Origin of the sequence: Mycobacterium persicum (assembly GCF_002086915.1) — a bacterium.
GTDB classification, from domain to species: Bacteria; Actinomycetota; Actinomycetes; order Mycobacteriales; family Mycobacteriaceae; genus Mycobacterium; species Mycobacterium persicum.
Map to the genome: position 1 here is coordinate 3,896,411 of NZ_MWQA01000001.1, position 21,081 is coordinate 3,917,491.

Annotated in this window: 21 protein-coding genes; 13 read left to right on the forward strand and 8 right to left on the reverse strand. The window is 67.8% G+C overall.

Annotated features, from left to right (window positions below; all coding sequences use genetic code 11):
* Positions 1-48: 48 nt before the first annotated feature.
* Genes B4U45_RS17765 through B4U45_RS17775 form a run of 3 tightly spaced genes read right to left on the reverse strand, consistent with a single transcriptional unit; the run spans position 49 to position 3,199 of the window.
* The gene (locus B4U45_RS17765; RefSeq protein WP_122526368.1) at positions 49-1,917 is read right to left on the reverse strand and encodes a GMC family oxidoreductase; all 1,869 of its coding nucleotides are present in this window, start codon (positions 1,915-1,917) and stop codon (positions 49-51) included.
* Complete coding sequence (locus tag B4U45_RS17770; RefSeq protein WP_075513270.1) at positions 1,914-2,243, reverse strand: hypothetical protein; 330 nt, start codon at positions 2,241-2,243, stop codon at positions 1,914-1,916. The genes B4U45_RS17765 and B4U45_RS17770 overlap by 4 nt, the downstream gene beginning before the upstream one ends.
* A complete protein-coding gene (locus tag B4U45_RS17775; RefSeq protein WP_075548160.1) occupies positions 2,240-3,199 on the reverse strand; it encodes a hypothetical protein in 960 nt (319 codons plus the stop codon). The genes B4U45_RS17770 and B4U45_RS17775 overlap by 4 nt, the downstream gene beginning before the upstream one ends.
* 44 nt (positions 3,200-3,243) lie before the next feature.
* Between B4U45_RS17775 and B4U45_RS17780 the strand changes: the two genes are divergently transcribed.
* Positions 3,244-3,966, forward strand: coding sequence for a FadR/GntR family transcriptional regulator (locus B4U45_RS17780; protein ID WP_075548122.1), 723 nt, complete (start codon positions 3,244-3,246; stop codon positions 3,964-3,966).
* Here the strand turns inward: B4U45_RS17780 and B4U45_RS17785 are convergent.
* Both B4U45_RS17785 and B4U45_RS17790 read right to left on the reverse strand, forming a co-directional pair.
* Positions 3,963-5,765, reverse strand: coding sequence for a PE family protein (locus B4U45_RS17785; protein ID WP_219859471.1), 1,803 nt, complete (start codon positions 5,763-5,765; stop codon positions 3,963-3,965). The genes B4U45_RS17780 and B4U45_RS17785 overlap by 4 nt on opposite strands.
* 94 nt (positions 5,766-5,859) lie before the next feature.
* Positions 5,860-6,657: a DUF3109 family protein gene (locus B4U45_RS17790; RefSeq protein WP_075546952.1), complete on the reverse strand. Its 798-nt coding sequence runs from the start codon at positions 6,655-6,657 to the stop codon at positions 5,860-5,862.
* A 141-nt stretch (positions 6,658-6,798) separates the two neighbouring features.
* Here B4U45_RS17790 and B4U45_RS17795 point away from each other — a divergent pair, with 141 nt between their 5' ends.
* The 9 genes from B4U45_RS17795 (at position 6,799) to B4U45_RS17835 (ending at position 14,443) form a co-directional block, all read left to right on the forward strand.
* On the forward strand, positions 6,799-7,833 hold the full coding sequence (locus B4U45_RS17795) for a Ppx/GppA family phosphatase (RefSeq protein ID WP_075546951.1): 1,035 nt from the start codon (positions 6,799-6,801) through the stop codon (positions 7,831-7,833).
* Complete coding sequence (locus B4U45_RS17800; RefSeq protein ID WP_075546950.1) at positions 7,830-8,867, forward strand: hypothetical protein; 1,038 nt, start codon at positions 7,830-7,832, stop codon at positions 8,865-8,867. The genes B4U45_RS17795 and B4U45_RS17800 overlap by 4 nt, the downstream gene beginning before the upstream one ends.
* 15 nt (positions 8,868-8,882) lie before the next feature.
* A complete protein-coding gene (locus B4U45_RS17805) occupies positions 8,883-9,725 on the forward strand; it encodes a sugar phosphate isomerase/epimerase family protein (RefSeq protein WP_075546949.1) in 843 nt (280 codons plus the stop codon).
* A gap of 1 nt (position 9,726) precedes the next feature.
* Positions 9,727-10,563: a thioesterase family protein gene (locus B4U45_RS17810; protein ID WP_075546948.1), complete on the forward strand. Its 837-nt coding sequence runs from the start codon at positions 9,727-9,729 to the stop codon at positions 10,561-10,563.
* Positions 10,564-10,591: 28 nt separating this feature from the next.
* Complete coding sequence (proC, locus tag B4U45_RS17815; protein WP_176357673.1) at positions 10,592-11,464, forward strand: pyrroline-5-carboxylate reductase; 873 nt, start codon at positions 10,592-10,594, stop codon at positions 11,462-11,464.
* Positions 11,465-11,604: 140 nt separating this feature from the next.
* Positions 11,605-11,862, forward strand: a complete 258-nt coding sequence (locus B4U45_RS17820; RefSeq protein WP_023370446.1) for a helix-turn-helix domain-containing protein — start codon at positions 11,605-11,607, stop codon at positions 11,860-11,862.
* A gap of 172 nt (positions 11,863-12,034) precedes the next feature.
* Positions 12,035-12,136: a 30S ribosomal protein bS22 gene (locus B4U45_RS17825; protein ID WP_003402602.1), complete on the forward strand. Its 102-nt coding sequence runs from the start codon at positions 12,035-12,037 to the stop codon at positions 12,134-12,136.
* Between the two features lie 78 nt (positions 12,137-12,214).
* The gene (locus tag B4U45_RS17830; RefSeq protein WP_075546946.1) at positions 12,215-13,351 is read left to right on the forward strand and encodes an SDR family oxidoreductase; all 1,137 of its coding nucleotides are present in this window, start codon (positions 12,215-12,217) and stop codon (positions 13,349-13,351) included.
* Positions 13,352-13,366: 15 nt separating this feature from the next.
* Positions 13,367-14,443: a lysophospholipid acyltransferase family protein gene (locus B4U45_RS17835; protein ID WP_075546945.1), complete on the forward strand. Its 1,077-nt coding sequence runs from the start codon at positions 13,367-13,369 to the stop codon at positions 14,441-14,443.
* A gap of 108 nt (positions 14,444-14,551) precedes the next feature.
* On the opposite strand, the gene cmaA2 is transcribed toward B4U45_RS17835, so the two are convergent.
* The 3 genes from cmaA2 to B4U45_RS17850 are packed head-to-tail and all read right to left on the reverse strand — an operon-like array spanning position 14,552 to position 16,963.
* On the reverse strand, positions 14,552-15,460 hold the full coding sequence (cmaA2, locus tag B4U45_RS17840; RefSeq protein WP_075546944.1) for a cyclopropane mycolic acid synthase CmaA2: 909 nt from the start codon (positions 15,458-15,460) through the stop codon (positions 14,552-14,554).
* Between the two features lie 33 nt (positions 15,461-15,493).
* Positions 15,494-15,994, reverse strand: a complete 501-nt coding sequence (locus B4U45_RS17845) for an FAS1-like dehydratase domain-containing protein (protein WP_075546943.1) — start codon at positions 15,992-15,994, stop codon at positions 15,494-15,496.
* A 45-nt stretch (positions 15,995-16,039) separates the two neighbouring features.
* Positions 16,040-16,963, reverse strand: a complete 924-nt coding sequence (locus B4U45_RS17850) for an HAD family hydrolase (protein ID WP_075546942.1) — start codon at positions 16,961-16,963, stop codon at positions 16,040-16,042.
* 171 nt (positions 16,964-17,134) lie between these two features.
* Here B4U45_RS17850 and B4U45_RS17855 point away from each other — a divergent pair, with 171 nt between their 5' ends.
* Genes B4U45_RS17855 through B4U45_RS17865 form a run of 3 tightly spaced genes read left to right on the forward strand, consistent with a single transcriptional unit; the run spans position 17,135 to position 20,880 of the window.
* The gene (locus B4U45_RS17855) at positions 17,135-17,725 is read left to right on the forward strand and encodes a (2Fe-2S)-binding protein (RefSeq protein WP_162877295.1); all 591 of its coding nucleotides are present in this window, start codon (positions 17,135-17,137) and stop codon (positions 17,723-17,725) included.
* 3 nt (positions 17,726-17,728) lie between these two features.
* The gene (locus B4U45_RS17860; RefSeq protein WP_075546939.1) at positions 17,729-18,706 is read left to right on the forward strand and encodes an FAD binding domain-containing protein; all 978 of its coding nucleotides are present in this window, start codon (positions 17,729-17,731) and stop codon (positions 18,704-18,706) included.
* Positions 18,703-20,880, forward strand: coding sequence for a xanthine dehydrogenase family protein molybdopterin-binding subunit (locus B4U45_RS17865; RefSeq protein WP_219859472.1), 2,178 nt, complete (start codon positions 18,703-18,705; stop codon positions 20,878-20,880). The genes B4U45_RS17860 and B4U45_RS17865 overlap by 4 nt, the downstream gene beginning before the upstream one ends.
* Positions 20,881-21,081: the final 201 nt, after the last annotated feature.

Below are 21,081 nucleotides of genomic sequence, written 5' to 3' on the forward strand. Positions count from 1 at the left end.
AGAACATGAAACGTGCAGGCTGGAGCTATTCAGCTCAGATTGTCGTGCTCAGCGGTAGGCACCGGCGATGTTGTCGGCGACGGCTAACGCCAGTGCCATGATCGACACCTGCGGGTTCACCTCCGCGCAGCTGGGCAGGATCGATGCATCGGCAACCCACACACCGTCAACACCGCGCAGCCGGCCGGTCGGGTCGACGGGGCAGATCTGCGGGTCGGCGCCGGCCGCCGCGGTCCCGGTCGGATGGAAGGCCGCCAGGTGCAGGCTTGCGGGGTCGTTGCGCCGCACCGCCTCCTGTAGCTCGGGCAGCGACGTCACCGTGGTGGCGCCGGGCAGGCCGGTGAGTACCTCGGCCGCCCCGGCTTCGAAAAGCAGCCGGCCGATGGCCTCCATGGCGACTCGCAGCTTGGCGATATCGGCGCGGGCGATGTCGTAGCGCACCAGCGCTTCCCCCCGCACTGACCGCACTGACCCCACGCCCTGGTCGGCCACCATCGCACCGAAGGTGGCGACCCGAGGCGCCCGATCCAGCCAGCCGAGCAGTTCGACGCCATAGCCGGGAAAGACCATCGAGCCCATGCCCGGCGGCGTTGCCGTCGCCTCGATCAGCACCCCGTCGGATTCGTGGAACTCGTGGACCGCCGCGCTCTGCAACACGCCGCGCCAGGCATACACGTCGTCGTCGAAGCGGCCGGCGAGCATCGTCGCCGGATGCAGCGCCAGGTTCCGGCCGAGTCGGTGATGGTCGCCAAGACCGCTGCGCCACAACAACATCGGCGTCTCAGTGGCGCCGGCGGCGACGACGACGGTGTCTGCCAGCACGTCGATCGCGGTGCCGTCGGGCCGGCGGGCGCGCACGCCACGGGTGCGTCCGTGCTCGTGCAACACCCGTTCCACGCGCGCCCGGGAGACGATCCGCGCCCCGGCCGTGCAGGCCTGCGGCAGCGCGTTGAGATGTACCCCGAACTTGGCGTTGCGGGGGCAGCCGATCGCGCACTGGCAGCAGCCGCCACATCCGGGCGCGTTGCGCGGGATGGGCGCTGCCCGCCAGCCCAGTGCGGTGGCGGCATCGAGCAACAGGTTGCCGTTGCGGCCCATGATGTCCAGTGGAACCGGCGCGACCTGCAGCGTCCGCTCCACCTCGTCGAGGTGGTGGGCCAGCCGGTCCGGGTCCGCTAGGTCAAGCCCGAACTCGTCGCGCCAACGCCGTTGCACGGCATCGGGTGGCCTGAAGCAGGTGCCGGAGTTGACGACGGTGGTGCCGCCGACCGCCCGGCCCATCGGCAGCACCACCGACGGGCGGCCCAGCGCGATGGTGGCTCCGGCGCCGCGGTAAAGGCCGGCATAGCGGTCGATCGGGTGGGTGGTGCGGAACTCCTCGACCGTCCAGCGCCGGCCCTCCTCGAGCACGACGACGCCGACGCCGGCCTGCGCCAGCGTGCGCGCGGCCATGGCCCCGCCGGCCCCGGAGCCGACGATCACCACATCGGTGGTGACGACCGAAGGGCTATCGGTCGACGAGGTGATGGTCAGCGCCGCATCCGGGCGCGCCGGGTCGTGTCCCTGCGCGCCGGCGAGCAGCTCGTCGGCGTAGGCGTCGGCGCCATTGGCCAGCAGCACGACCGCTTTCAGGCCCTCCACCGCGGCACCCATGTCCGGACCGACGGCGGCGACGCGGCCCAGCACCCGGGCCCGGTCCGCCGGCTCCAATCGCGGCAACGACCGGCCCGTGGTCAGGTAGCTCGCGGCCGCCAGCGACAGCACCCCGGCGCGCACCGCCAACCGTTGCGTCGCCGGCAGCTGTTCGACGTAGCGCCCGACGCGCTCGACGAACTGAGCCGGCGTCGGGCCGCCGTGCTCGGGTGGTAGCAACGCCGTCCCGAAGGCGGCCACGGCCCGATCGGCCAGTCGACTCATCGTCGGCGCCCGAACCGTCGACCGAGTTTGATGAAGAACGGATAGGTCCCGAAGATGCCGCCGGCGGCGGCGTGCAGCGGCCACCCCGCTTCCGCGGTATCCACGGCGAACACGCCGCTGTTCCACATGAAGTCACGGCCGTTCTGCGAACGGAACGGGCGCCACAAGAACCCCAGCCCGGGCACGTTGTTGTAGAGCCCGAACGATCCCGCGAAGAAGACCCCCAGCACGGCGGCTTCGGCGAGATCACGACGGTCTTCGGGCACCCTGCGCTCGATGAGCGCTCCGCTGGCGAACAGCAGCGGCGGGTCCAGGAGAAAACTCATGACGGGGTCCTTTCGTTGACGGCAGGTGCGTCGGCTCCGCGCAACCCGACTTCGGCATGCCCGATGCCCAACACCGACCAACGCCGGTCGTCGACCTCGACGTAGATGTCGGCCTGTTCGGTGTTGGTGCACACCGCCCGGCCCCCGTCCGGGTCGGTGTATTCCAGGCTCACGCACCTGTCCGGGGGTTGATCGACGCGGATCAGCACCTTGCGGCCGCTGACGCGTCCCTCCAGCTGCCAGTGCGCCACGCCGAGCGTGGTGTGCATCCGCAGGGACGGGAAAGGGCTTGCCGGCCAGTCTTTTCCGTCGATGCGGAACCGTACGAACGCCAGCGGCGCAAGCTTGCGCAGCCCAGGCTTGTGTGACACCGCGGTGACGGCCTCCACGACGTCGCCGCCGCCGAGGTCGGCGTGGATCCACCCCCAGCGCTTGGCATTGCCATGCCCGTAGATGTGTGCGACCCCGCCGCGCCAGCCGGTGACGGGATGGGTGGTATTGCCTGCGGAGTCGACGCTCAGCGAGCCGGTGAAGTCGGCGGTGGGGGCGAGCACCACCTGCGCGCCCGGCAGCAACTCGCGCTCCCACGCCGCCCGGGGAAACGTCCACAGCGGCGCGCCGGCGTCCTTCCAGGCCAGCTCCCAGGCCAGTGATCCGGCCCGCCCGGTCAGCTTTCCGGGCGCCACCCGGGCGCCGGCGGCGTCGAACCATGCCGGGCCGGCGGCGGGCTGGACCGGTGTCGGACCGAAACGTTCGGTGCGCGGCGGGCCCTCCGGCGGAAACCAGGTGACCCAGCCGTGTCCGTAAGGCGATCCGGTTGTCGGCGCCACCGTTTCGCAATGGACCCACAGGCCCGCGCGCGTCGACGGATCGGACAGGGTGGCGTACCAGACTTCCAGCCGTCCCGCCTTACCTTTCCAGCGCGGGGCTACCGCCGACAGCAATTCATCGTCCACTTGCTCCACCTCCGATTGATTCGTCCACTATATTGGTTGAGCCAATGAACCAGTCAAGTGCCTTTCAGCCGCCGGACCGTCAGCGCGTCGACGAACACATCGCCGCGTCGATCGCCGACGCCATCCTGGACGGGGTCTTCCCGCCCGGCTCGACGCTGCCGCCCGAGCGTGACCTGGCGGCGCGGTTCGGGGTCAACCGCACGTCGCTGCGGCAGGGGCTGGCCCGACTGCAGCAGATGGGCCTGATCGAGGTCAGACACGGCAGCGGCAGCGTGGTACGCGATCCCGAGGGGCTCACCCATCCCGCCGTTGTCGAGGCGCTGGTACGCAGACTGGGCCCGGATTTCCTCGCCGAACTGCTGGAGATCCGCGCGGCGTTAGGTCCGCTGATCGGCCGCCTGGCCGCGCAGCGACACACCCCCGACGATGCCCTCGCATTACGCCACGCGCTGGCAGCCCTGCGGGACGCCGAGGGTCCGGCCGCCCGGCAGGCGGCCGATCTCGCCTATTTCCGGGTGCTCATCCACAGCAGCCGCAACCGCGCCTTGGGTTTGCTGTATCGCTGGGTGGAGCACGCCTTCGGCGACCGCGAGCACGAGCTGACCGGGGCCTACGACGATGCCGAACCGGTCCTGGCCGATCTGCGAGCGATCACCGAGGCGGTGCTGGCGCGCGACCCCGTTGCCGCCGGCGCGTTCGTCGAGGCGTATCTACGCGCCAGCGCACTGCGGATGATCGTGGCCTACACCGAGGGATCCGCGAGCTAGCCGTTAGTCCCGTATTGGCCGAACAGCAGGCCGCCGGTGCCGCCGGTGCCACCCGGCCCCTGGCCCCAGCCTTTGCCGCCGTTGCCACCGTTGCCGATCAGCGCGGCGTTGCCGCCGCCACCTCCGGTGGCGTCGAAGGCGCCGCCGGTTCCCGCGTTGCCGCCGTTGCCGGCGTTGCCGATGAACCTGGCATCCCCGCCGGCGCCACCGCCCCCGACGAAGTTGGCTCCGTTACCGCCGGCTCCGCCGGCCCCTCCGTCGCCGAATCCCTGGGCGTAGCCACCCGCCCCGCCGGCCCCACCGGAGCCGGGTGCGCCGGTTCCGTTGCCGCCAAGCCCGCCGGCGCCGCCGCTGCCGAACAGCCCGATGCCGTTGCCGCCGTTGCCGCCGGCTCCAGCTTGTCCTCCGATTCCCGATGCGGTCCCGCCGTTGCCGCCGGCCCCGCCGTTGCCGTACAGCAGTCCGCCATTGCCGCCGTTGCCGCCGGCGGCGCCGTCGGTGCTGTTGGCGCCCCTGCCGCCGGCCCCGCCATGGCCGATCAGGCCGCCGTTGCCGCCGTTACCACCGACGACACCGGGTGCCAGGGCGTTGGCGCCGGCGCCGCCGTTGCCGTACAGGAACCCGCCAGCCGTGCCGGACTGCCCGGTGTCCAGGCCCCCGTCGCCGCCATTGCCGATCAGTACCCCGGCCTTTCCGGCAGCGCCTCCGGAAAAGCCGAATCCGCCGTCGCCGCCGTTGCCGACCAGGAAGCCCGCGTTGCCGCCGGCACCGCCGGATGCGGGCAAGCCGTTGAATCCGATGCCGGCGCCGCCGCCGGAACCACCGTCGCCGAACAGCAACCCGCCGGCCCCGCCGGCGCCGCCGTTGGCGCCGGTTCCGGCGTTGGAGCCCGCGCTGCCGCCGGCGCCGCCGGCCCCGCCGTTGCCGAACAGTCGCCCGCCGAGGCCGCCCGCTCCGCCGTCCCCGCCGCTGCCGACGAGAAGGCCGTTGCCGCCGTCACCGCCCTTGCCGCCGTCGCCGAACACCAACCCGCCCCGACCGCCAATGCCGCCCGTTCCGCCGGCGCCGCCGGCGGAGCCGCCGCTGCCGCCGTTGCCGCCGCTGCCGCCGTTGCCGAACATGCCGGCGGCGCCGCCGCTGCCGCCCGTGCCGCCGGTGTTACCGGGGCCGCCCATGCCGCCCGCTCCGCCGTTGCCGCCGCTGCCGAACAGTCCGCCCGCGGCTCCGTTCCCGCCGTTGGCGCCGGGCGCCTGGTTCCCGCTGGCCGCCCCGGCCCCGCCATTGCCCCCGTGACCCCACAACAAGCCGGCTGCCCCGCCGTTGCCGCCGGGTCCGGCGTTCCCCTGGTTGAGGGTGCCGGAGCCGCCATTGCCGCCGTTTCCGATCAAGATGCCGGCATCGCCACCGTTTTTGCCGCTGCCCGCGGGCGCCGCGGCGCCGTTGCCGATCAGCGGACGACCCAGCAGCGCCAGGGTGGGCGCGTTGATCAGGTCGAGTATCGATTGCAGCGGTCCGGCGTTGGCGGCTTCGGCCGCCGCATACGAGCCGGCGCCCGCGGTCAACGCCTGCACGAACTGCTGATGAAACGCCGTAGCTTGGGCGCTGAGCGCCTGATAGCTCTGCGCATGAGCCCCGAACAGTGCCGTGATGGCGGCCGAGACCTCGTCGGCGGCTGCGGGCAGCAATCCCGTCGTCGGGGCCGCCGCGGCGCTGTTGGCGGCGCGGATCGCCGACTCGATTCCGGCCAGATCGGTGGCCGCTGCCGCTACGACGTTGGGCGCCGCCATCACAAAGGACATGAGCTACTCCAGGGTCCGCATCCTCGGTAGAAGCGCGATCGTATCGCGCTGCGGACGCCGGATAGCGCCGTTGCGGCAAACTCCCGCCCGTCGGCTACCTCGGCGCCGCGCGTGTCGCAGGGTGCACGGCCACCAGCCCTAACCGGCTGCGGCGTTTACATATTTCGGCCAGTTCCGCATACGCCTTCACGCCGAGCAGTTCGGTGAGCTCGTCGGCCAGGCTCTCCCACACCTGTCTGGTTCCGATATGGGCGGCCGGATCGCCGGTGCAATACCAATGCAGGTCGGCCCCGCCGGAACCCCAGCCGCGGCGATCGTATTCGGTGACGGTGGTTTTCAGAATCTCGGTGCCGTCGGGCCGGGTCACCCATTCCTGACTGCGCCGGATCGGCAGCTGCCAGCAGACGTCGGGTTTCATCGTCAGCGGCGGCACACCCAACTTCAGTGCCTTGGTGTGCAGCGCGCAACCGGGGCCGCCCTTGAAGCCCGGCCGGTTCAAGAAGATGCAGGCGTCCTTGTGTTTCCGGGTGCGGTACTGCGGTTGGCCGTCGTGCTCGTCGAGTTCCAGATATCCCTTGCGGCCCAGGCCTTTTTCGCGGAACTGCCAGTCCTCGTCGGTCAGGCTCTCGACGGCGTTGTCGAGCCGGGCACGGTCGTCGTCATCGGATAGGAAGGCTCCGTGCGAACAACACCCGTCGTCCGGCCGGCCCGCCACCGTGCCCTGGCAGGCAGGCGTGCCGAACACACATGTCCAGTGCGACAGCAGCCAGGTGAGATCGGCCGCGATCAGGTGCTCGGGATTGTCGGGATCATAAAATTCCACCCACTCACGGGGGAAATCCAATTCGACCTCTTGCCCCGGGTGCACCGGCCTCAGGCGCGAGTTTGCCACGGTTGCAACGTTAGTCCACCGTTGCGGTGGTCCGGGCGGTCAGCGGCGGGCGCATGCTGCGCGGACTCTCCCGGCAAGCCTGACGGTGCCCCCGCATCGGGTCGCTGAGCGACCCGCGTCGCCGCCCGCTAGTTTGATTTCGTGAGATTGGGCGTGCTGGACGTGGGCAGCAACACGGTCCATCTACTGGTCGTAGATGCTCACCGTGGTGGGCATCCGACGCCGATGAGTTCGACGAAGGCCACGCTGCGGCTGGCCGAAGCCACCGACAGCTCGGGCAAGATCACCAGGCGCGGCGCCGACAAACTGGTGTCGACCATCGACGAGTTCGCCAAGATCGCGGTGAGCTCCGGCTGTGCCGAGTTGATGGCCTTCGCCACCTCCGCCGTGCGCGAAGCCGAGAACTCCGAAGATGTGTTGGCCCGGGTAAGCAAGGAAACCGGTATCGAATTGCAGGTACTGGGCGGGGTCGACGAGTCCCGGCTGACCTTCCTGGCGGTGCGACGATGGTACGGCTGGAGTGCGGGCCGCATCGTCAACCTCGACATCGGCGGCGGTTCGCTGGAGTTGTCCAGCGGCGTGGATGAGGAGCCCGAGGTAGCGCTGTCGCTGCCGCTGGGCGCCGGCCGCTTGACCCGCGAATGGCTGCCCGACGATCCACCCGGCCGGCGGCGGGTGGCGATGCTGCGTGACTGGCTCGATGCCGAGCTGTCGGACGCCAGTGTGGCCGTTCTGGAGGCAGGCAATCCCGACCTCGCGGTCGCCACATCGAAGACGTTTCGTTCGCTGGCACGGCTGACCGGAGCGGCGCCGTCGGCCGCCGGACCGCGGGTGAAACGGATGCTGACGGCCAACGGCCTCAGACAACTCATATCTTTCATCTCTAGGATGACGACCGCTGACCGTGCAGAACTGGAAGGAGTCAGCGCCGAGCGCGCGCCGCAGATCGTAGCGGGGGCTCTGGTCGCGGAGGCAAGCATGCGAGCGCTGTCGATAGATGCGGTGGATATCTGCCCGTGGGCGCTGCGGGAAGGCGTGATCTTGCGCCGACTCGACAGCGAGGCCGACGGCGCCGCCTTCATGGAAACTTCGCCGGTGGCGACATCGGTGCGCGATGCTGGAGGTCAGTTAGTAGATCGGAATGCCGCTCCCCGATCGAGAGGCAACAAACCATGACTGGACCACATTCCGACACGGAGGACACCAAGCAGATCTCGGTCGCCGAACTACTGGCCAGAAACGGCACCATCGGCGCCCCTGCCGTGACCCGGCGGCGACGCCGTCGCCGCGGCGATAGCGATTCGGTCACGGTGGCCGAGCTGACCGGCGAAATCCCGATCATTCGCGAAGACCGCCGCGACAAGGCCGAGACCCCCGCGCCTACTGTCCCGGCCGAACCGCCAAGTCAGCCGACGCCGGGCAAACCGCGCGTCGAGGTTGCCGAGCCGGTCGCGCCGTCGCCTCCCCAACCGCAGCTGGTCACCGCAGAACCGGCAACCGAGGAGCCGGCCAAGGCCAGATACTGGTCCGAGCCCGAACCACGCTGGCCCAGATCCGAGCCGATCGCCCGACGCGCGTCGGGCCCCGAGCGCAGCGAGTACCCGCGACCCCTGCGTCACACCGAAGAAAGCGACATCTCCGAGCAGCAGTCCGGCGCCGAGCACATGAGTCCCGACCCGGTCGGGCACTACGTCGACACATCGGTGGACGCGATCGACGTAGCGGTAGACGAGGCCGAACCGGTCGAAGACGAGACGGCCTATGTGCGTTCCTACCCGCACGATGTGGACGGTGCCGCGGAGCGGACCCTGTTCGGCGGGCAGTCGCTGGCCGACGAGGTGGCCCGGCGGCGGGGCGAGGCGGCCCCGGCGGTGTTCGACGCCGAGCGGCTCGACAGTGACCGTGCCGACGAAACCGGAGGGACCGGCCGCGGTCCGGGCGCGCTGGTGGCCCTGTGGCGCGGCACGGTGGTGGTGCTGCAGTCAATTCTGGCCGTCGTATTCGGCGCCGGTCTGTTCATCGCCTTCGACCAGCTGTGGCGATGGAACAGCATCGTGGCATTGGTGCTCTCGGTCTTGGTGATCCTGGGGCTGGTGGTCGCGGTGCGGGTAGTCCGTAAGACCGAGGACATCGCCAGCACGCTGATCGCGGTTGCGGTCGGCGCGCTGATTACCTGGGGACCGTTGGTGCTATCGCTGCAAACAGGCTAGGCGCGCCGATACACAGTGCGTCCAGCAATCAAAGTCGGCTTGTCGACGGCTTCGGTGTACCCGCTGCGGGCCGAAGCCGCATTCGAGTATGCGGCCCGACTCGGCTACGACGGAGTCGAGCTGATGGTGTGGGGCGAGTCGGTCAGCCAGGATGTCGACGCGGTCAGGAGGCTGTCGCGACGCTACCGCGTCCCGGTGCTGTCCGTGCACGCCCCATGCCTGCTGATCTCGCAACGGGTATGGGGTGCCAACCCGATTCCCAAGCTGGAGCGCAGTGTGCGGACCGCCGAACGACTGGGCGCGCAGACGGTCGTGGTACACCCGCCGTTCCGGTGGCAACGGCGCTACGCCGAGGGGTTCGGTGAGCAGGTCGCCGCGCTGGAAGCGGCCAGCGACGTGATGGTCGCCGTCGAAAACATGTTTCCGTTCCGGGCGGACCGGCTTTTCGGGGCCGGTCAGTCACGGGAACGGATGCGCCGGCGCGGCGGTGGTCCGGGTCCGGCGATTTCGGCGTTCGCGCCGTCCTACGACCCGCTGGACGGCAATCACGCCCATTACACGCTGGACCTCTCGCACACCTCGACCGCGGGCACCGATGCGCTGGATATGGCCCGCCGGATGGGCCGGGGTCTGGTCCATCTGCACCTGTGCGACGGCAGCGGGCTGCCCGCCGATGAACATCTGGTGCCCGGTCACGGCACCCAGCCCACCGCCGAGGTGTGCCAGATGCTCGCCGGTGGTGGCTTCACCGGCCATGTGGTGCTGGAGGTGTCCACCTCGTCGGCGCGTTCGGCCAGCGAGCGCGAAGCCATGCTGGTGGAGTCCCTGCAGTTCGCCCGGACCCATCTGCTGCGGTGACATGAGCGCGATGTTCACCACCGCCATGGCGTTGCGGCAAGTCGACACTGCCGCCGATGACGCGGTATTTCACGGTGAGCTGAACCGGCACTGGACGATCGGTCCCAAGGTGCATGGCGGCGCGATGATGGCGCTGTGCGCCAATGCCGCCCGGATGGCTTATGCAGGGGCGGCACCGCAGCCGGCATTGCAACCGGTCGTCGTATCGGCCAACTTCCTGTGGGCGCCGGATCCGGGGGCGATGCGACTGGTGACGTCGATCCGCAAGCGGGGCCGCCGGATCGGCGTCGTCGACGTCGAGCTGACCCAGAGTGAGCGCACCGCGGTGCACGCCGTTGTCACGCTGGGCGAACCCGAGCACCCGGCGGGGACCCCGCTGCTGTCGGCAAAGCCGGTCGTGGATCTGATGGCACCCGAACCTCCCGACGACGTCGCGCCGATCGGACCGGGCCACCCGCTGGCCGGACTGGTGCACCTGGGCGAGGGCTGCGACGTGCGGCCGCTGTTGTCGACGCTGCGGCCCGATACCGACGGGCGGCCACCGGTCATCCAGATGTGGGCGCGCCCGCGCGGGGTGGCTCCTGATCCGCTGTTCGCGCTCATGTGCGGGGATTTGTCGGCGCCGGTCACCTTTGCCGTAGACCGCACCGGCTGGGCGCCGACCGTCCAGCTCACCGCCTTGGTTCGGGCACTGCCCGCCGACGGCTGGCTGCGGATCATCGCCACCTGCACGGAGATCGGACACGACTGGTTCGACGAGGACCACACCATCGTCGACAGCCTGGGCCGTCTGGTGGTGCAAGCCCGTCAGCTGGCGATGGTCCCGGCCGCTGGCTAGCCGTTCGGGGTCTGCGATGCTGTGCGGCATGGCAAGAATCGCGATCATCGGTGGGGGCAGTATCGGCGAGGCGTTGCTGTCGGGTTTGCTGCGCTCCGGCCGGCAGGTCAAGGACCTGGTGGTGGCCGAACGGATCCCCGAGCGCGCCAAGTACCTGGCCAGCACCTACTCGGTACTGGTCACCTCGGTCAGCGATGCGATCGAACACGCGACCTTTGTGGTCGTCGCGGTCAAACCGGCCGACGTCGAGACGGTGATGGGGGACTTGGTGGCAGCGGCCACAACCGCCGGCAGCGACAGTGTCGAGCAGGTGTTCGTCACGGTAGCCGCGGGTGTCACGACCTCCTACTTCGAATCCAAGCTGCCGGCGGGCACGCCGGTGGTCCGGGCGATGCCCAACGCCGCCGCACTGGTGGGAGCCGGGGTCACCGCGCTGGCCAAGGGGCGGTTCGTCACACCGCAACAGCTGAACGACGTGTCCGCGCTCTTCGATGCCGTCGGCGTGGTGCTGAACGTTCCGGAGCAGCAGTTGGACGCGGTGACCGCGGTGTCGGGCTCCGGGCCGGCGTATTTCTTCCTGCTGGTCGAGGCCTTGGTCGACGCCGGCGTCGCGGTGGGCTTGAGCCGTCAGGTGGCCACCGAACTGACCGCGCAGACCCTGGCCGGGTCGACGGCGATGCTGCTGGAGCGGATGGAGCAAGAGCGTCCGGCCGCCGGCGAGCCGGCGGGGTTGCGGATCGACACCACGGCGCTGCAACTGCGGGCGTCGGTCACCTCCCCCGGGGGGACGACCGCCGCCGCGCTGCGCGAGCTGGAGAAAGGCGGGTTTCGGGGGGTCGTCGACGCAGCCGTCCAAGCCGCCAAAAGCCGCTCTGAGCAGCTAAGAATTACATCGGAATAATTCGGGAATTTTGAACTGATTTCCTCTCACCAGTACCAATAACCCCACTAGTCCCGCTATTCTCCTCTTTGTATGCACGTGTGGGTGCCAGCGGAGGGGAAGCCGCTGGCATTGCGCGTGCCTGACATGATTGGGTTGCGATGACGTCAACGAACGGGCCATCAGCACGGGATTCCGCAGGTAAATCGGTGCGGGACAGCGGCACGGGGGAAGGCCAGCAGGCCGGCACTCAATTCCTCACCGTGGCCGAGGTGGCTTCGCTGATGCGGGTCTCGAAGATGACCGTCTATCGGCTGGTGCACAACGGCGAGTTGCCCGCGGTCCGGGTCGGGCGGTCTTTCCGGGTGCATGCCAAGGCCGTCCACGACATGCTGCAGACCTCCTACTTCGCCGGTTAGCCGACGGCGCCGAGCGGGCTGCCACGGGTCTGCCTCTCCAGGCCCGGCGGCCAGCAATCGGCGCCGGTTTGGTGTTGGGTGCGGCGGGCTGGGTAAAGTGACTGGGTCCTATGTAGTCATTGGTAGTCCCGTGTAAATATTGACAAGCGGGCACGGTCAGGTAGCGGAGTCCATGGGTTCAGTAATCAAGAAGCGGCGCAAGCGCATGTCGAAGAAAAAGCACCGCAAGCTGCTGCGCCGCACCCGGGTACAGCGCAGGAAACTCGGCAAGTAAGGCCCGACCGGCCCCAGTTGACGCGTACCGTCACCGGCTTGTAACGCTGCTGTCTCTCGTCGCCGCTAGGCTGTCGGGGTGAACTCATCGAGCGGCCAGGGGGGCGGCGCCGGAGGAATCGGCGGCCGCAATGACGACACCGTGCACTACCCCAAGGTGGTGCTGGTTACCGGTGCGTGCCGGTTTCTGGGCGGCTACCTGACCGCCCGGCTGGCGCAGAACCCGTTGATCAACTCGGTGATCGCGGTGGATGCGATCGCGCCCAGCAAGGACATGCTGCGTCGCATGGGCCGAGCCGAGTTCGTCCGCGCCGACGTTCGAAATCCCTTCATTGCCAAGGTGATTCGAAACGGCGATGTCGACACCGTGGTGCACGCCGCAGCGGCCTCCTACGCGCCGCGGTCCGGCGGAAGTGCGGCGTTGAAGGAAATCAACGTGATGGGCGCTATGCAGCTGTTCGCGGCTTGCCAGAAGTCGCCTTCGGTTCGCCGCGTCGTGCTGAAGTCCACGTCCGAGGTCTACGGCTCGAGCCCACACGACCCGGTGGTGTTCACCGAGGACAGCACCAGCCGTCGACCCTTCCGCGAGGGTTTCGCCAAGGACAGTCTCGATATCGAGGGGTATGCGCGCGGCCTGGGCCGGCGTCGGCCCGATATCGCGGTGACCATCCTGCGGCTGGCCAACATGATCGGCCCCGCGATGGACACCACGCTGTCGCGCTATCTTGCCGGGCCCTTCGTGCCCACGATGTTCGGCCGCGACGCCCGACTGCAATTGCTGCACGAGCAGGATGCGCTGGGTGCCCTGGAGCGCGCTGCGATGGCCGGCAAAGCCGGCACCTTCAACATCGGTGCCGACGGCATCATCATGCTGTCGCAGGCGATTCGCCGGGCCGGCCGAATTCCATTGCCGGTACCGGGATTTGGGGTGTGGGCGCTTGATTCGCTGAGACGGGCCAACGGATACACCGAGATCAACCGCGAGCAATTCGATTATTTGAGTTACGGCAGGGTGATGGACACCACCAGAATGCGTTCCGAACTTGGCTATCAGCCCAAGTGGACGACGGCCGAGGCCTTCGATGACTACATTCGGGGCCGCGGTCTAACTCCCATTATCGATCCGCATCGGGTACGCTCCTGGGAGGGTCGCGCGATCGCGTTAGCGCAACGGTGGGGAACCCGGAAGCCAATTCCATGGGTGGGGGTCAGGTAGATTTGGGTAGCTATCGTGGCGGGTGAGACCAGAGCGAATGTCATTCCACTGCACAGTAATCGGGGTCGGGTAGCAGCGCGCCGCCGTGCCGGTCAACGCGCCGAGGCGTCCCGTGAGCACCCGTCGTTGCTGTCCGATCCGAGCGGCCGGGCATCGGCCGAACAGATCGCCGCAGTGGTCCGTGAAATCGACGAGCATCGACGTGCCGCGGGTGCGTCGGGCGTTCCCGGGTCGGGCGAAGCGCCCCTCAGCGATCTGGCGCAGCGTGTCGCCGCGGTCGCCCGATTCCTGAGGCAACGACTGACCGGTGATTACAGCGTCGACGAATTCGGATTTGACCCGCATTTCAATGACGCGATCGTTCGGCCTTTGCTGAGGTTTTTCTTCAGGTCATGGTTCCGTGTGGAAGTCAGCGGAATCGAGAACCTTCCCAGCGATGGCGCCGCGCTGTTGGTGGCAAACCATGCCGGAGTCTTGCCGTTCGACGGGTTGATGCTGTCGGTGGCGGTTCACGACGAACATCCCGCCCACCGGGATTTGCGGCTGCTTGCCGCCGACATGGTGTTCGACCTGCCCGTGGTGGGCGAGGCCGCCCGCAAGGCGGGGCACACCATGGCCTGTACCACCGACGCGCACCGACTGCTGGCCTCCGGCGAACTCACGGCGGTGTTCCCCGAAGGTTACAAGGGCCTGGGCAAGCGCTTCGAGGACCGTTACCGCCTGCAGAGATTTGGACGCGGCGGCTTCGTATCAGCGGCCCTGCGTACCCAGGCGCCGATTGTGCCGTGCTCGATCATCGGGTCGGAGGAGATCTACCCGATGCTCACCGATGTCAAATTGCTGGCGCGGCTGTTCGGTTTGCCCTATTTCCCGGTCACTCCGCTGTTCCCGTTGGCCGGCCCCGCCGGACTGGTGCCGCTGCCATCGAAATGGCGCATCGCATTCGGTGAGCCGATCCACACGGCCGACTACGCGACCACCGACGCCGAGGATCCGATGGTCACCTTCGAGTTGACCGATCAGGTGCGTGAGACCATTCAGCAGACGCTGTACCGGCTGTTGGCTGGGCGTCGCAACATTTTCCTAGGCTGACGAACCGGGCGCGGCTTGCGAGGCGCGCGCGAGCGTAACGCCAGGGCGAAAATCCGGGCGGCGGATTCGCCGTGGCGTTACGTTCGCGACTGAAGCACGATGCGGGCGTTACTTCACCAATGTGAACTGGCAAACATCGGTGTAGTGGTCGCGGAACAGGTCCGAGCAACCCCGCAGGTAGTGCATGTAGATGTCGTAAGTCTCCTGCCCCTTCAGGGCGATCGCCTCATCCTTGTGTGCCTCGAGCGCATCGGCCCAGGCGTTCAGCGTCGGAACATAGTTGGAGCCGATGCGGTGGTAGCGCTCGACCTTCCAGCCGGCGTTGGATGAGTAGTGGTCGACCTGCGAGATCCGCGGCAACCGACCGCCCGGGAAGATCTCGGTCAGGATGAACTTGATGAAGCGCAGCAAACTCATCGGCGACGTCAAGCCGAGCTCCTTGGCTTCGTCGGCATCCGGGATGATGATCGTGTGCAGCAGCATCCGGCCGTCGTCGGGCGTCAAGTTGTAGTACTTCTTGAAGAAGGTGTCGTAGCGCTCGAACCCGGCGTCGCCGGCGCCGTCGGCGAAGTGCTCGAACGCGCCGAGTGACACGATCCGATCGACCGGCTCGTCGAATTCCTCCCAGCCCTGGATCCGCACCTCTTTGCGGCGGGGGCTGTCGATCTCTTCGAACTTCGCCACGTCGTGCGCGTACTGGTTCTCACTGAGCGTCAGGCCGATCACGTTGACGTCGTACTCCTGCACGGCGTGGCGCATGGTGGCGCCCCAGCCGCAGCCGATGTCGAGCAGCGTCATGCCCGGCTCGAGGTTCAGCTTGTCCAGGGCAAGTTTGCGTTTGGCGTACTGTGCCTCTTCCAGCGTCATATTGGGGCGCTCTTCGAAGTACGCGCAGCTGTAGGTCATCGACGGGTCAAGCCAGAGCTTGAAGAATTCGTTGGATTTGTCGTAGTGGGAACGGACTGCTTCGACCGGCGGCTTGAGCTGTGTGCCACCCGTTTCACCCTGAGACGTCATTGAACGGACCCTACCTTCTTGCTTCAACCTGTTTCAAATAGCTGCAATTGCCGCCACGGTGGCATCGGCCTCGGCCTCGTGGTGCGCTGCTTCCCCCAACATGGTGACGACGCCGGTAGCGACCGGCTTGCCGTCGGCATCTGTGACTTCACTTCGAATCTCGGCGAGCACTGTGCCGTGTGACTCAATCACAGAGTCTAGGTAAGTATGAAAGAAAAGTTTGTCGCCGGCCAGGATCGGCCGGTGGAACCGGAACTTCTGGTCGCGATGGAAGACCCGGGCGATGTTAATCGGAATGCTGAACTTGGTGAAAATCTCCATCTGTACACGCCGCCCGGCGACCGCCAGGAAGGTCGGCGGCGCCACCAATGCGGGGTAGCCCGCGTCGGCCGCGGCCGCCTCGTCGTAGTGCGCCGGATGCTCGTCGTTGACCGCGGCCGCGAACTCGCGGATCTTCTCCCGGCCGACTTCGAAGTAGTCCGGGGCGCGGTAGTTCTTGCCGATGAGTCCTTCGGCTTCCTGGGGGACTGTCATGCCGCTGTGCTCTCCGCTCGAATGTGTGCTCAGCGGCGCAGCTTATCAGCGTGATTGGCGTCGGGACGCCAGAGCCGCCAACGCGCCGCCGGCCGCGCCCAGCGCCAGGGCCGACGGCACCCCGATTCGGGCGGCCTTGCGCGCGGTCCGGAAATCCCGAATTTCCCATCCCCGTTCGCGGGCCAGGCTGCGCAACCGTGAATCCGGGTTGATGGCGACGGCCGTCCCCACCAGCGACAGCATCGGCACGTCGTTGTAGCTGTCGGAATAGGCGGTGCAGCGTTTGAGGTTGAGACCTTCCCGGATGGCCAGCGAACGCACCGCGTGAGCCTTGCCGGTGCCGTGCAGGATGTCGCCGACCAGCCGGCCGGTGAACACCCCGTCGACGGACTCCGCGACCGTTCCCAGCGCGCCGGTCAGGCCGAGCCGGCGGGCGATCGTCGCCGCGAGCTCATACGGTGTGGCGGTGATCAGCCAGACCTGCTGACCGGCGTCGAGATGCATCTGGGTGAGCTCGCGGGTGCCCGGCCAGATCTTGTCGGCGATGAATTCGTCGTAAATCTCCTCGCCCAGCTTCACCAGTTCGGCCACCGAACGGCCCTCGATGAAGGCCAGCGCCTTGCGCCGCCCGGCGGCGACGTCATCGCTGTTCTCCACGCCGAGCAGCTGGAACTTGGCCTGCGCATAGACGAAGCCCAGGACATCGCGGTAGGTGAAGTAATGGCGGGCGGCCAGCCCCCGGCCGAAGTGCACCGCGGACGAGCCCTGGACCAGGGTGTTATCCACATCGAAGAACGCCGCGGCGGTCAGGTCGATCGGTGGCTGCGGACGATCCTCGGCGGCGGCAGCGGCGGTGGCGCGCAGGCCGTCAAGGGCGCGTTCGGCGCTGGCGTTTGCGGCCACCGACTCCAGGTCGGCGCCGGTGATGCGATTCGAGGTGCCCAGATCACCCAGATCGGTGGAAGCCATCAGCAACCTCTCACAATCGCGGTACCCGGCCGGTGGACGGCGACACTTCGGCCAACATAAACCCTATCCGGCAAACGTGTTGGGGAGGTTTTCCAGCCTGGCGCGAGACGAACACGGGCCGGGATCCGAGTTTAGCAACGATGTTGCGAGCTGCACTTCTACAGTGGATCCGTGGACGACCGACTTGGGTTCCGAGTCAATCGCCGGACGTTCGTAAGCGCCTCCGTCGCCGTGGGCGGTGTCGCCGCCGTCGCTACCGTTGCCGGATCTGAGCGAACCGTCCAGGATGAAATCCACACCGCTGTGGTGCGGGCCGAGATCAACGGCGAGCCTCGAGAAATCGCCGTCGACACCCGCACGTCGCTGCTGGACATGCTGCGCGAGCGGGTGGGACTGCCCGGCACCAAGAAGGCCTGCGACCACGGCGCATGCGGTGCCTGCACGGTGCTGGTCGACGGTCGGCGGATCAACTCCTGCCTGACCCTGGCGGTCATGCACGAGGGTGCACAGATCACCACTATCGAAGGCTTGGCCGGTTCGGGCGGCCGACTCCATCCTCTGCAACAAGCGTTCATCGACGAGGACGCCTTCCAGTGCGGCTACTGCACCGCCGGCCAAATCATGTCCGGCGTCGCTTGTATTGCCGAAGGGCACGCGGGTTCGCCCGAGGAGATACGAGAATGGATGAGCGGCAACATCTGTCGTTGCGGCGCCTACACCAACATCGTGAACGCGGTCGCGGCTGTGGCGCGAGACCGGTAGCACGTGTTCCCGTTCCGCTACCTCAAAGCGACCGACGAGCAGGCGGCGTTGCAGGCAGCCGCGGCCGGCGGCCGCTATATCGCCGGGGGTACCACGCTGGTCGACCTGATGAGGGAGACCGTCGAACGCCCCGATTCGCTGGTCGACATCAACGCGCTTCCGTACCGCTGGATCGAGGTCCAGCCGGAAATGATCCGCGTCGGATCTCTGGTGCGGATGTCCGACCTTGCCGCTCATCCCGTCGTCCGGCAACAAGCCCCGGTGATCAGTCAGGCTCTTGAGCTCAGCGCCTCCGCTCAGCTGCGCAACATGGCGTCTATCGGCGGCAACCTGCTGCAACGCCCGCGGTGTCTGTATTTCCGCGACGTGTCGGCCGCATGCAACCGACGCGCCCCGGGCACCGGCTGCTCGGCGATCGACGGACGTAACCGCAGCCACGCAATCCTCGGTACCAGCCGGCACTGCTGCGCTACCCACCCTTCAGATCTCGCCGTTGCACTGGTCGCGTTGGACGCCGTTGTCGTCAGTCGTGGAGCCTCCGGGCGGCGGCGATTTACGCTGGCGGAGCTCTTCTGCCAGCCGGGTGACACGCCGCACCGCGAGCACAATCTCGAACCGGGCGAGCTGATTGTCGGGATCGAGGTACCTCTCGGGCCGGAGGCCCGCCGGTCCGGATATCTCAAGGTGCGCGATCGCCAGTCATACCAATTTGCGCTGGCCTCGGCGGCCGTGGCACTCGACATCGTCGCCGGCACGATACGCAGCGCGCGGGTCGCCGTTGGCGGCGTCGCCACCGTCCCGTGGCGGTTACCGGCCGTCGAAAGGGAGCTACAGGGGCGCCCGATCGACGCGGGCCTGTTCCGCCGCGCCGCCGAACTATCGGTTGCCGATGCTCAACCGTTGCGGGAGAACGGTTTCAAGGTCGGCCTTCTCCGGCGCACTGTCGAAAGGCAATTGGCCACCGTGGCGGCAATGCCATGACCCACGCATTCACCGCCGCGAAGGTCGTCTCCGGCCAGCCGGTCAGCCGGGTGGACGGGCCGCTGAAGGTGACCGGTAAGGCCAGCTACACCGCCGACAACCAGATTCCCGGATTGCTCTACGCCGCGCTGGTCTGTAGCACCGTCGCATGCGGCGGGATCAAGCGCCTGGACGCCGGTGCCGCGTTACGCCAGCCCGACGTGCTTGCCGTACTGACCGACTTCACTGGGGTGAAACTGCCTTTCGACACCCGGCTGGTGGCCTTTTTCGGACAACCGATCGCCGTGGTGATCGCGACGACGCTCGAGTCGGCGGTCCACGGCTCAGAGCTGGTCGACGTGCGGTATTCGAGTCGGCCGCCGGTTACCGATATTGATGCGGCACATGCGGACCAGCGGCCCGGCCGATTCATCCGCGACTATTCCCGCGGGTTCGCCGATCAGGCGATTCGCCGTACCTCGGTGATGACGGACCTGCGGTTCAGCATCGCGCGCAACGACCACAACCCCATGGAGATGCCTGCGACGATTGCCACCTGGGATCGCGATCGCCTCACGATATGGGACAAAGTGCAAGACATCAGCGCGGCCCAGAAGTTCTACGCCGACGCCTTCGGTCTACCCACCGATCAGGTCCGGCTGATTTCGCCGTTCGTGGGCGGTTCGTTCGGTAGCGCCAGCCGGACCTGGCCGCATCAGGTGCTGACCGCTTTCGCGGCTCGCCGGATGCGACGACCCGTCAAGTTGGTATTGACTCGCCGGCAGATGTACAGCGCAATCGGATACCGGCCCACCAGTCGGCAGCGCATGGCGATCGGGGCAGACGAATCCGGGCGCCTCAGGGCGATGATCCACGAAGGGCATACCGAGACGGCCAGGTACGGCGACTACGAGGACGGGCTCGTCCGTAGTCCGCGGATGCTCTACCGCGTCCCCAACATGCGATCGACGTATCGCGTGGTGCCGTTGGACGTCGGCCTGCCGTGGTTCATGAGGGGCCCCGGCGCGGTCACCGGAGCGTTTGCGCTCGAGTGCGCCATGGACGATCTGGCACACCGCCTGCGCATGGATCCGATCGAATTGCGGATGCGTAACGAACCCGATGTCGACCAGACCTCGGGGATGCCGTTTTCCACCCGGCGGCTCACCGAATGCCTGACCCGGGGCGCGGCGAGGTTCGGATGGAACCGGCGCAATCCGACACCCGCCACCACCCGCGAGGGCGATCTCTTTGTCGGGCTCGGGGTGGCCGGCGCCGGCTATTACACCTATCGCAGCCAATGTTCGGCGTTCGCAAAGGTTTTCGCCGACGGCACCGCCGAAGTGCGATGCGGAACCAGCGACATGGGGCCGGGGACCTACACGTCGATGACCCAGGTCGCCGCGGATGCCCTCGGGATGCCGTTGAGCCGGGTGCGATTCGCGTTGGGTGATAGCAGTTTTCCGCCGGCACCGCCGCACTCGGCCTCCCGAACCATGGCCAGTGTGGGTTCTGCGGTGTACACCGCCGCGAACATGCTGCGCGACAAGTTCATTCGCGCGGCGGTCACCGACCCGCGATCCCCGCTGAGCGGTCTGCGTCCGGCGGACGTGGTGGTCGTCGACGGCCGCATGGTCGCCACGGCCTCCGGGGCCGGATCCGAGCCCGGCGAGTCGTATCAGGACCTGTTGCGCCGCCGCGGTTGGTCCGGTTTGGATTCACAGCAGACCTGGACGCCCGACGACGCCGACCGCCGATACTCCATCTACGGCTACGGAGCCGTATTCGCCGAGGTCGTCGTCGACCGTTTGCTGCCGACCGTGCGGATCCGCCGCATGTATGCGTGCTACGACGCCGGCCGGGTGATCAATCCCAAACTCGCGCACAGTCAGGCGATCGGGGGGATGGTCGGCGGGATCGGGATGGCGTTGCTGGAGCGGACGGAGCTGGATTACCGCGACGGCCGGATTGTCAACGCGAACATGTCGGATTACCTGGTTCCGGTCAACGCCGACGTCCCGGCGCTGGACGCGACCTTTTTGCCGGCCGAGGACACGATTGCCGATCCGATCGGCGTCAAGGGGCTCGGCGAGTTGGTGATCGTCGGGGTACCCGCAGCGATCGCCAATGCCGTGTTCAACGCCACCGGCAGACGCGTCACCGATTTGCCCATCACCCTGGAGAGGCTGCTGTGACCCGTCGGATCCGAGCGCCGCGCGGGGCACCGGTAACGAGGTTTGTCGGAAATCCGAAATGCATTCAGCAGGTCGGCGGTAGCGTCTACGCTGCGAGCGCAGACGAGACATCGGATTACCACGCACGTTGGAGATTTCGGGAGGTTCAGATTCGCGCACTGGGCGCTCTCGACCACGCTCCTTGATCGGGGCGAGCCGGGG

Bases quoted from the DNA above. Each gene is read 5' to 3' on its own strand.
- B4U45_RS17765 (WP_122526368.1), bottom strand. From the start codon at position 1,917: ATGAGTCGACTGGCCGATCGGGCCGTGGCCGCCTTCGGGACGGCGTTG.
- B4U45_RS17770 (WP_075513270.1), bottom strand. From the start codon at position 2,243: ATGAGTTTTCTCCTGGACCCGCCGCTGCTGTTCGCCAGCGGAGCGCTC.
- B4U45_RS17780 (WP_075548122.1), top strand. From the start codon at position 3,244: ATGAACCAGTCAAGTGCCTTTCAGCCGCCGGACCGTCAGCGCGTCGAC.
- B4U45_RS17785 (WP_219859471.1), bottom strand. From the start codon at position 5,765: ATGTCCTTTGTGATGGCGGCGCCCAACGTCGTAGCGGCAGCGGCCACC.
- B4U45_RS17800 (WP_075546950.1), top strand. From the start codon at position 7,830: ATGACTGGACCACATTCCGACACGGAGGACACCAAGCAGATCTCGGTC.
- B4U45_RS17810 (WP_075546948.1), top strand. From the start codon at position 9,727: ATGAGCGCGATGTTCACCACCGCCATGGCGTTGCGGCAAGTCGACACT.
- proC (WP_176357673.1), top strand. From the start codon at position 10,592: ATGGCAAGAATCGCGATCATCGGTGGGGGCAGTATCGGCGAGGCGTTG.
- B4U45_RS17820 (WP_023370446.1), top strand. From the start codon at position 11,605: ATGACGTCAACGAACGGGCCATCAGCACGGGATTCCGCAGGTAAATCG.
- B4U45_RS17825 (WP_003402602.1), top strand. From the start codon at position 12,035: ATGGGTTCAGTAATCAAGAAGCGGCGCAAGCGCATGTCGAAGAAAAAG.
- cmaA2 (WP_075546944.1), bottom strand. From the start codon at position 15,460: ATGACGTCTCAGGGTGAAACGGGTGGCACACAGCTCAAGCCGCCGGTC.
- B4U45_RS17845 (WP_075546943.1), bottom strand. From the start codon at position 15,994: ATGACAGTCCCCCAGGAAGCCGAAGGACTCATCGGCAAGAACTACCGC.
- B4U45_RS17850 (WP_075546942.1), bottom strand. From the start codon at position 16,963: ATGGCTTCCACCGATCTGGGTGATCTGGGCACCTCGAATCGCATCACC.
- B4U45_RS17865 (WP_219859472.1), top strand. From the start codon at position 18,703: ATGACCCACGCATTCACCGCCGCGAAGGTCGTCTCCGGCCAGCCGGTC.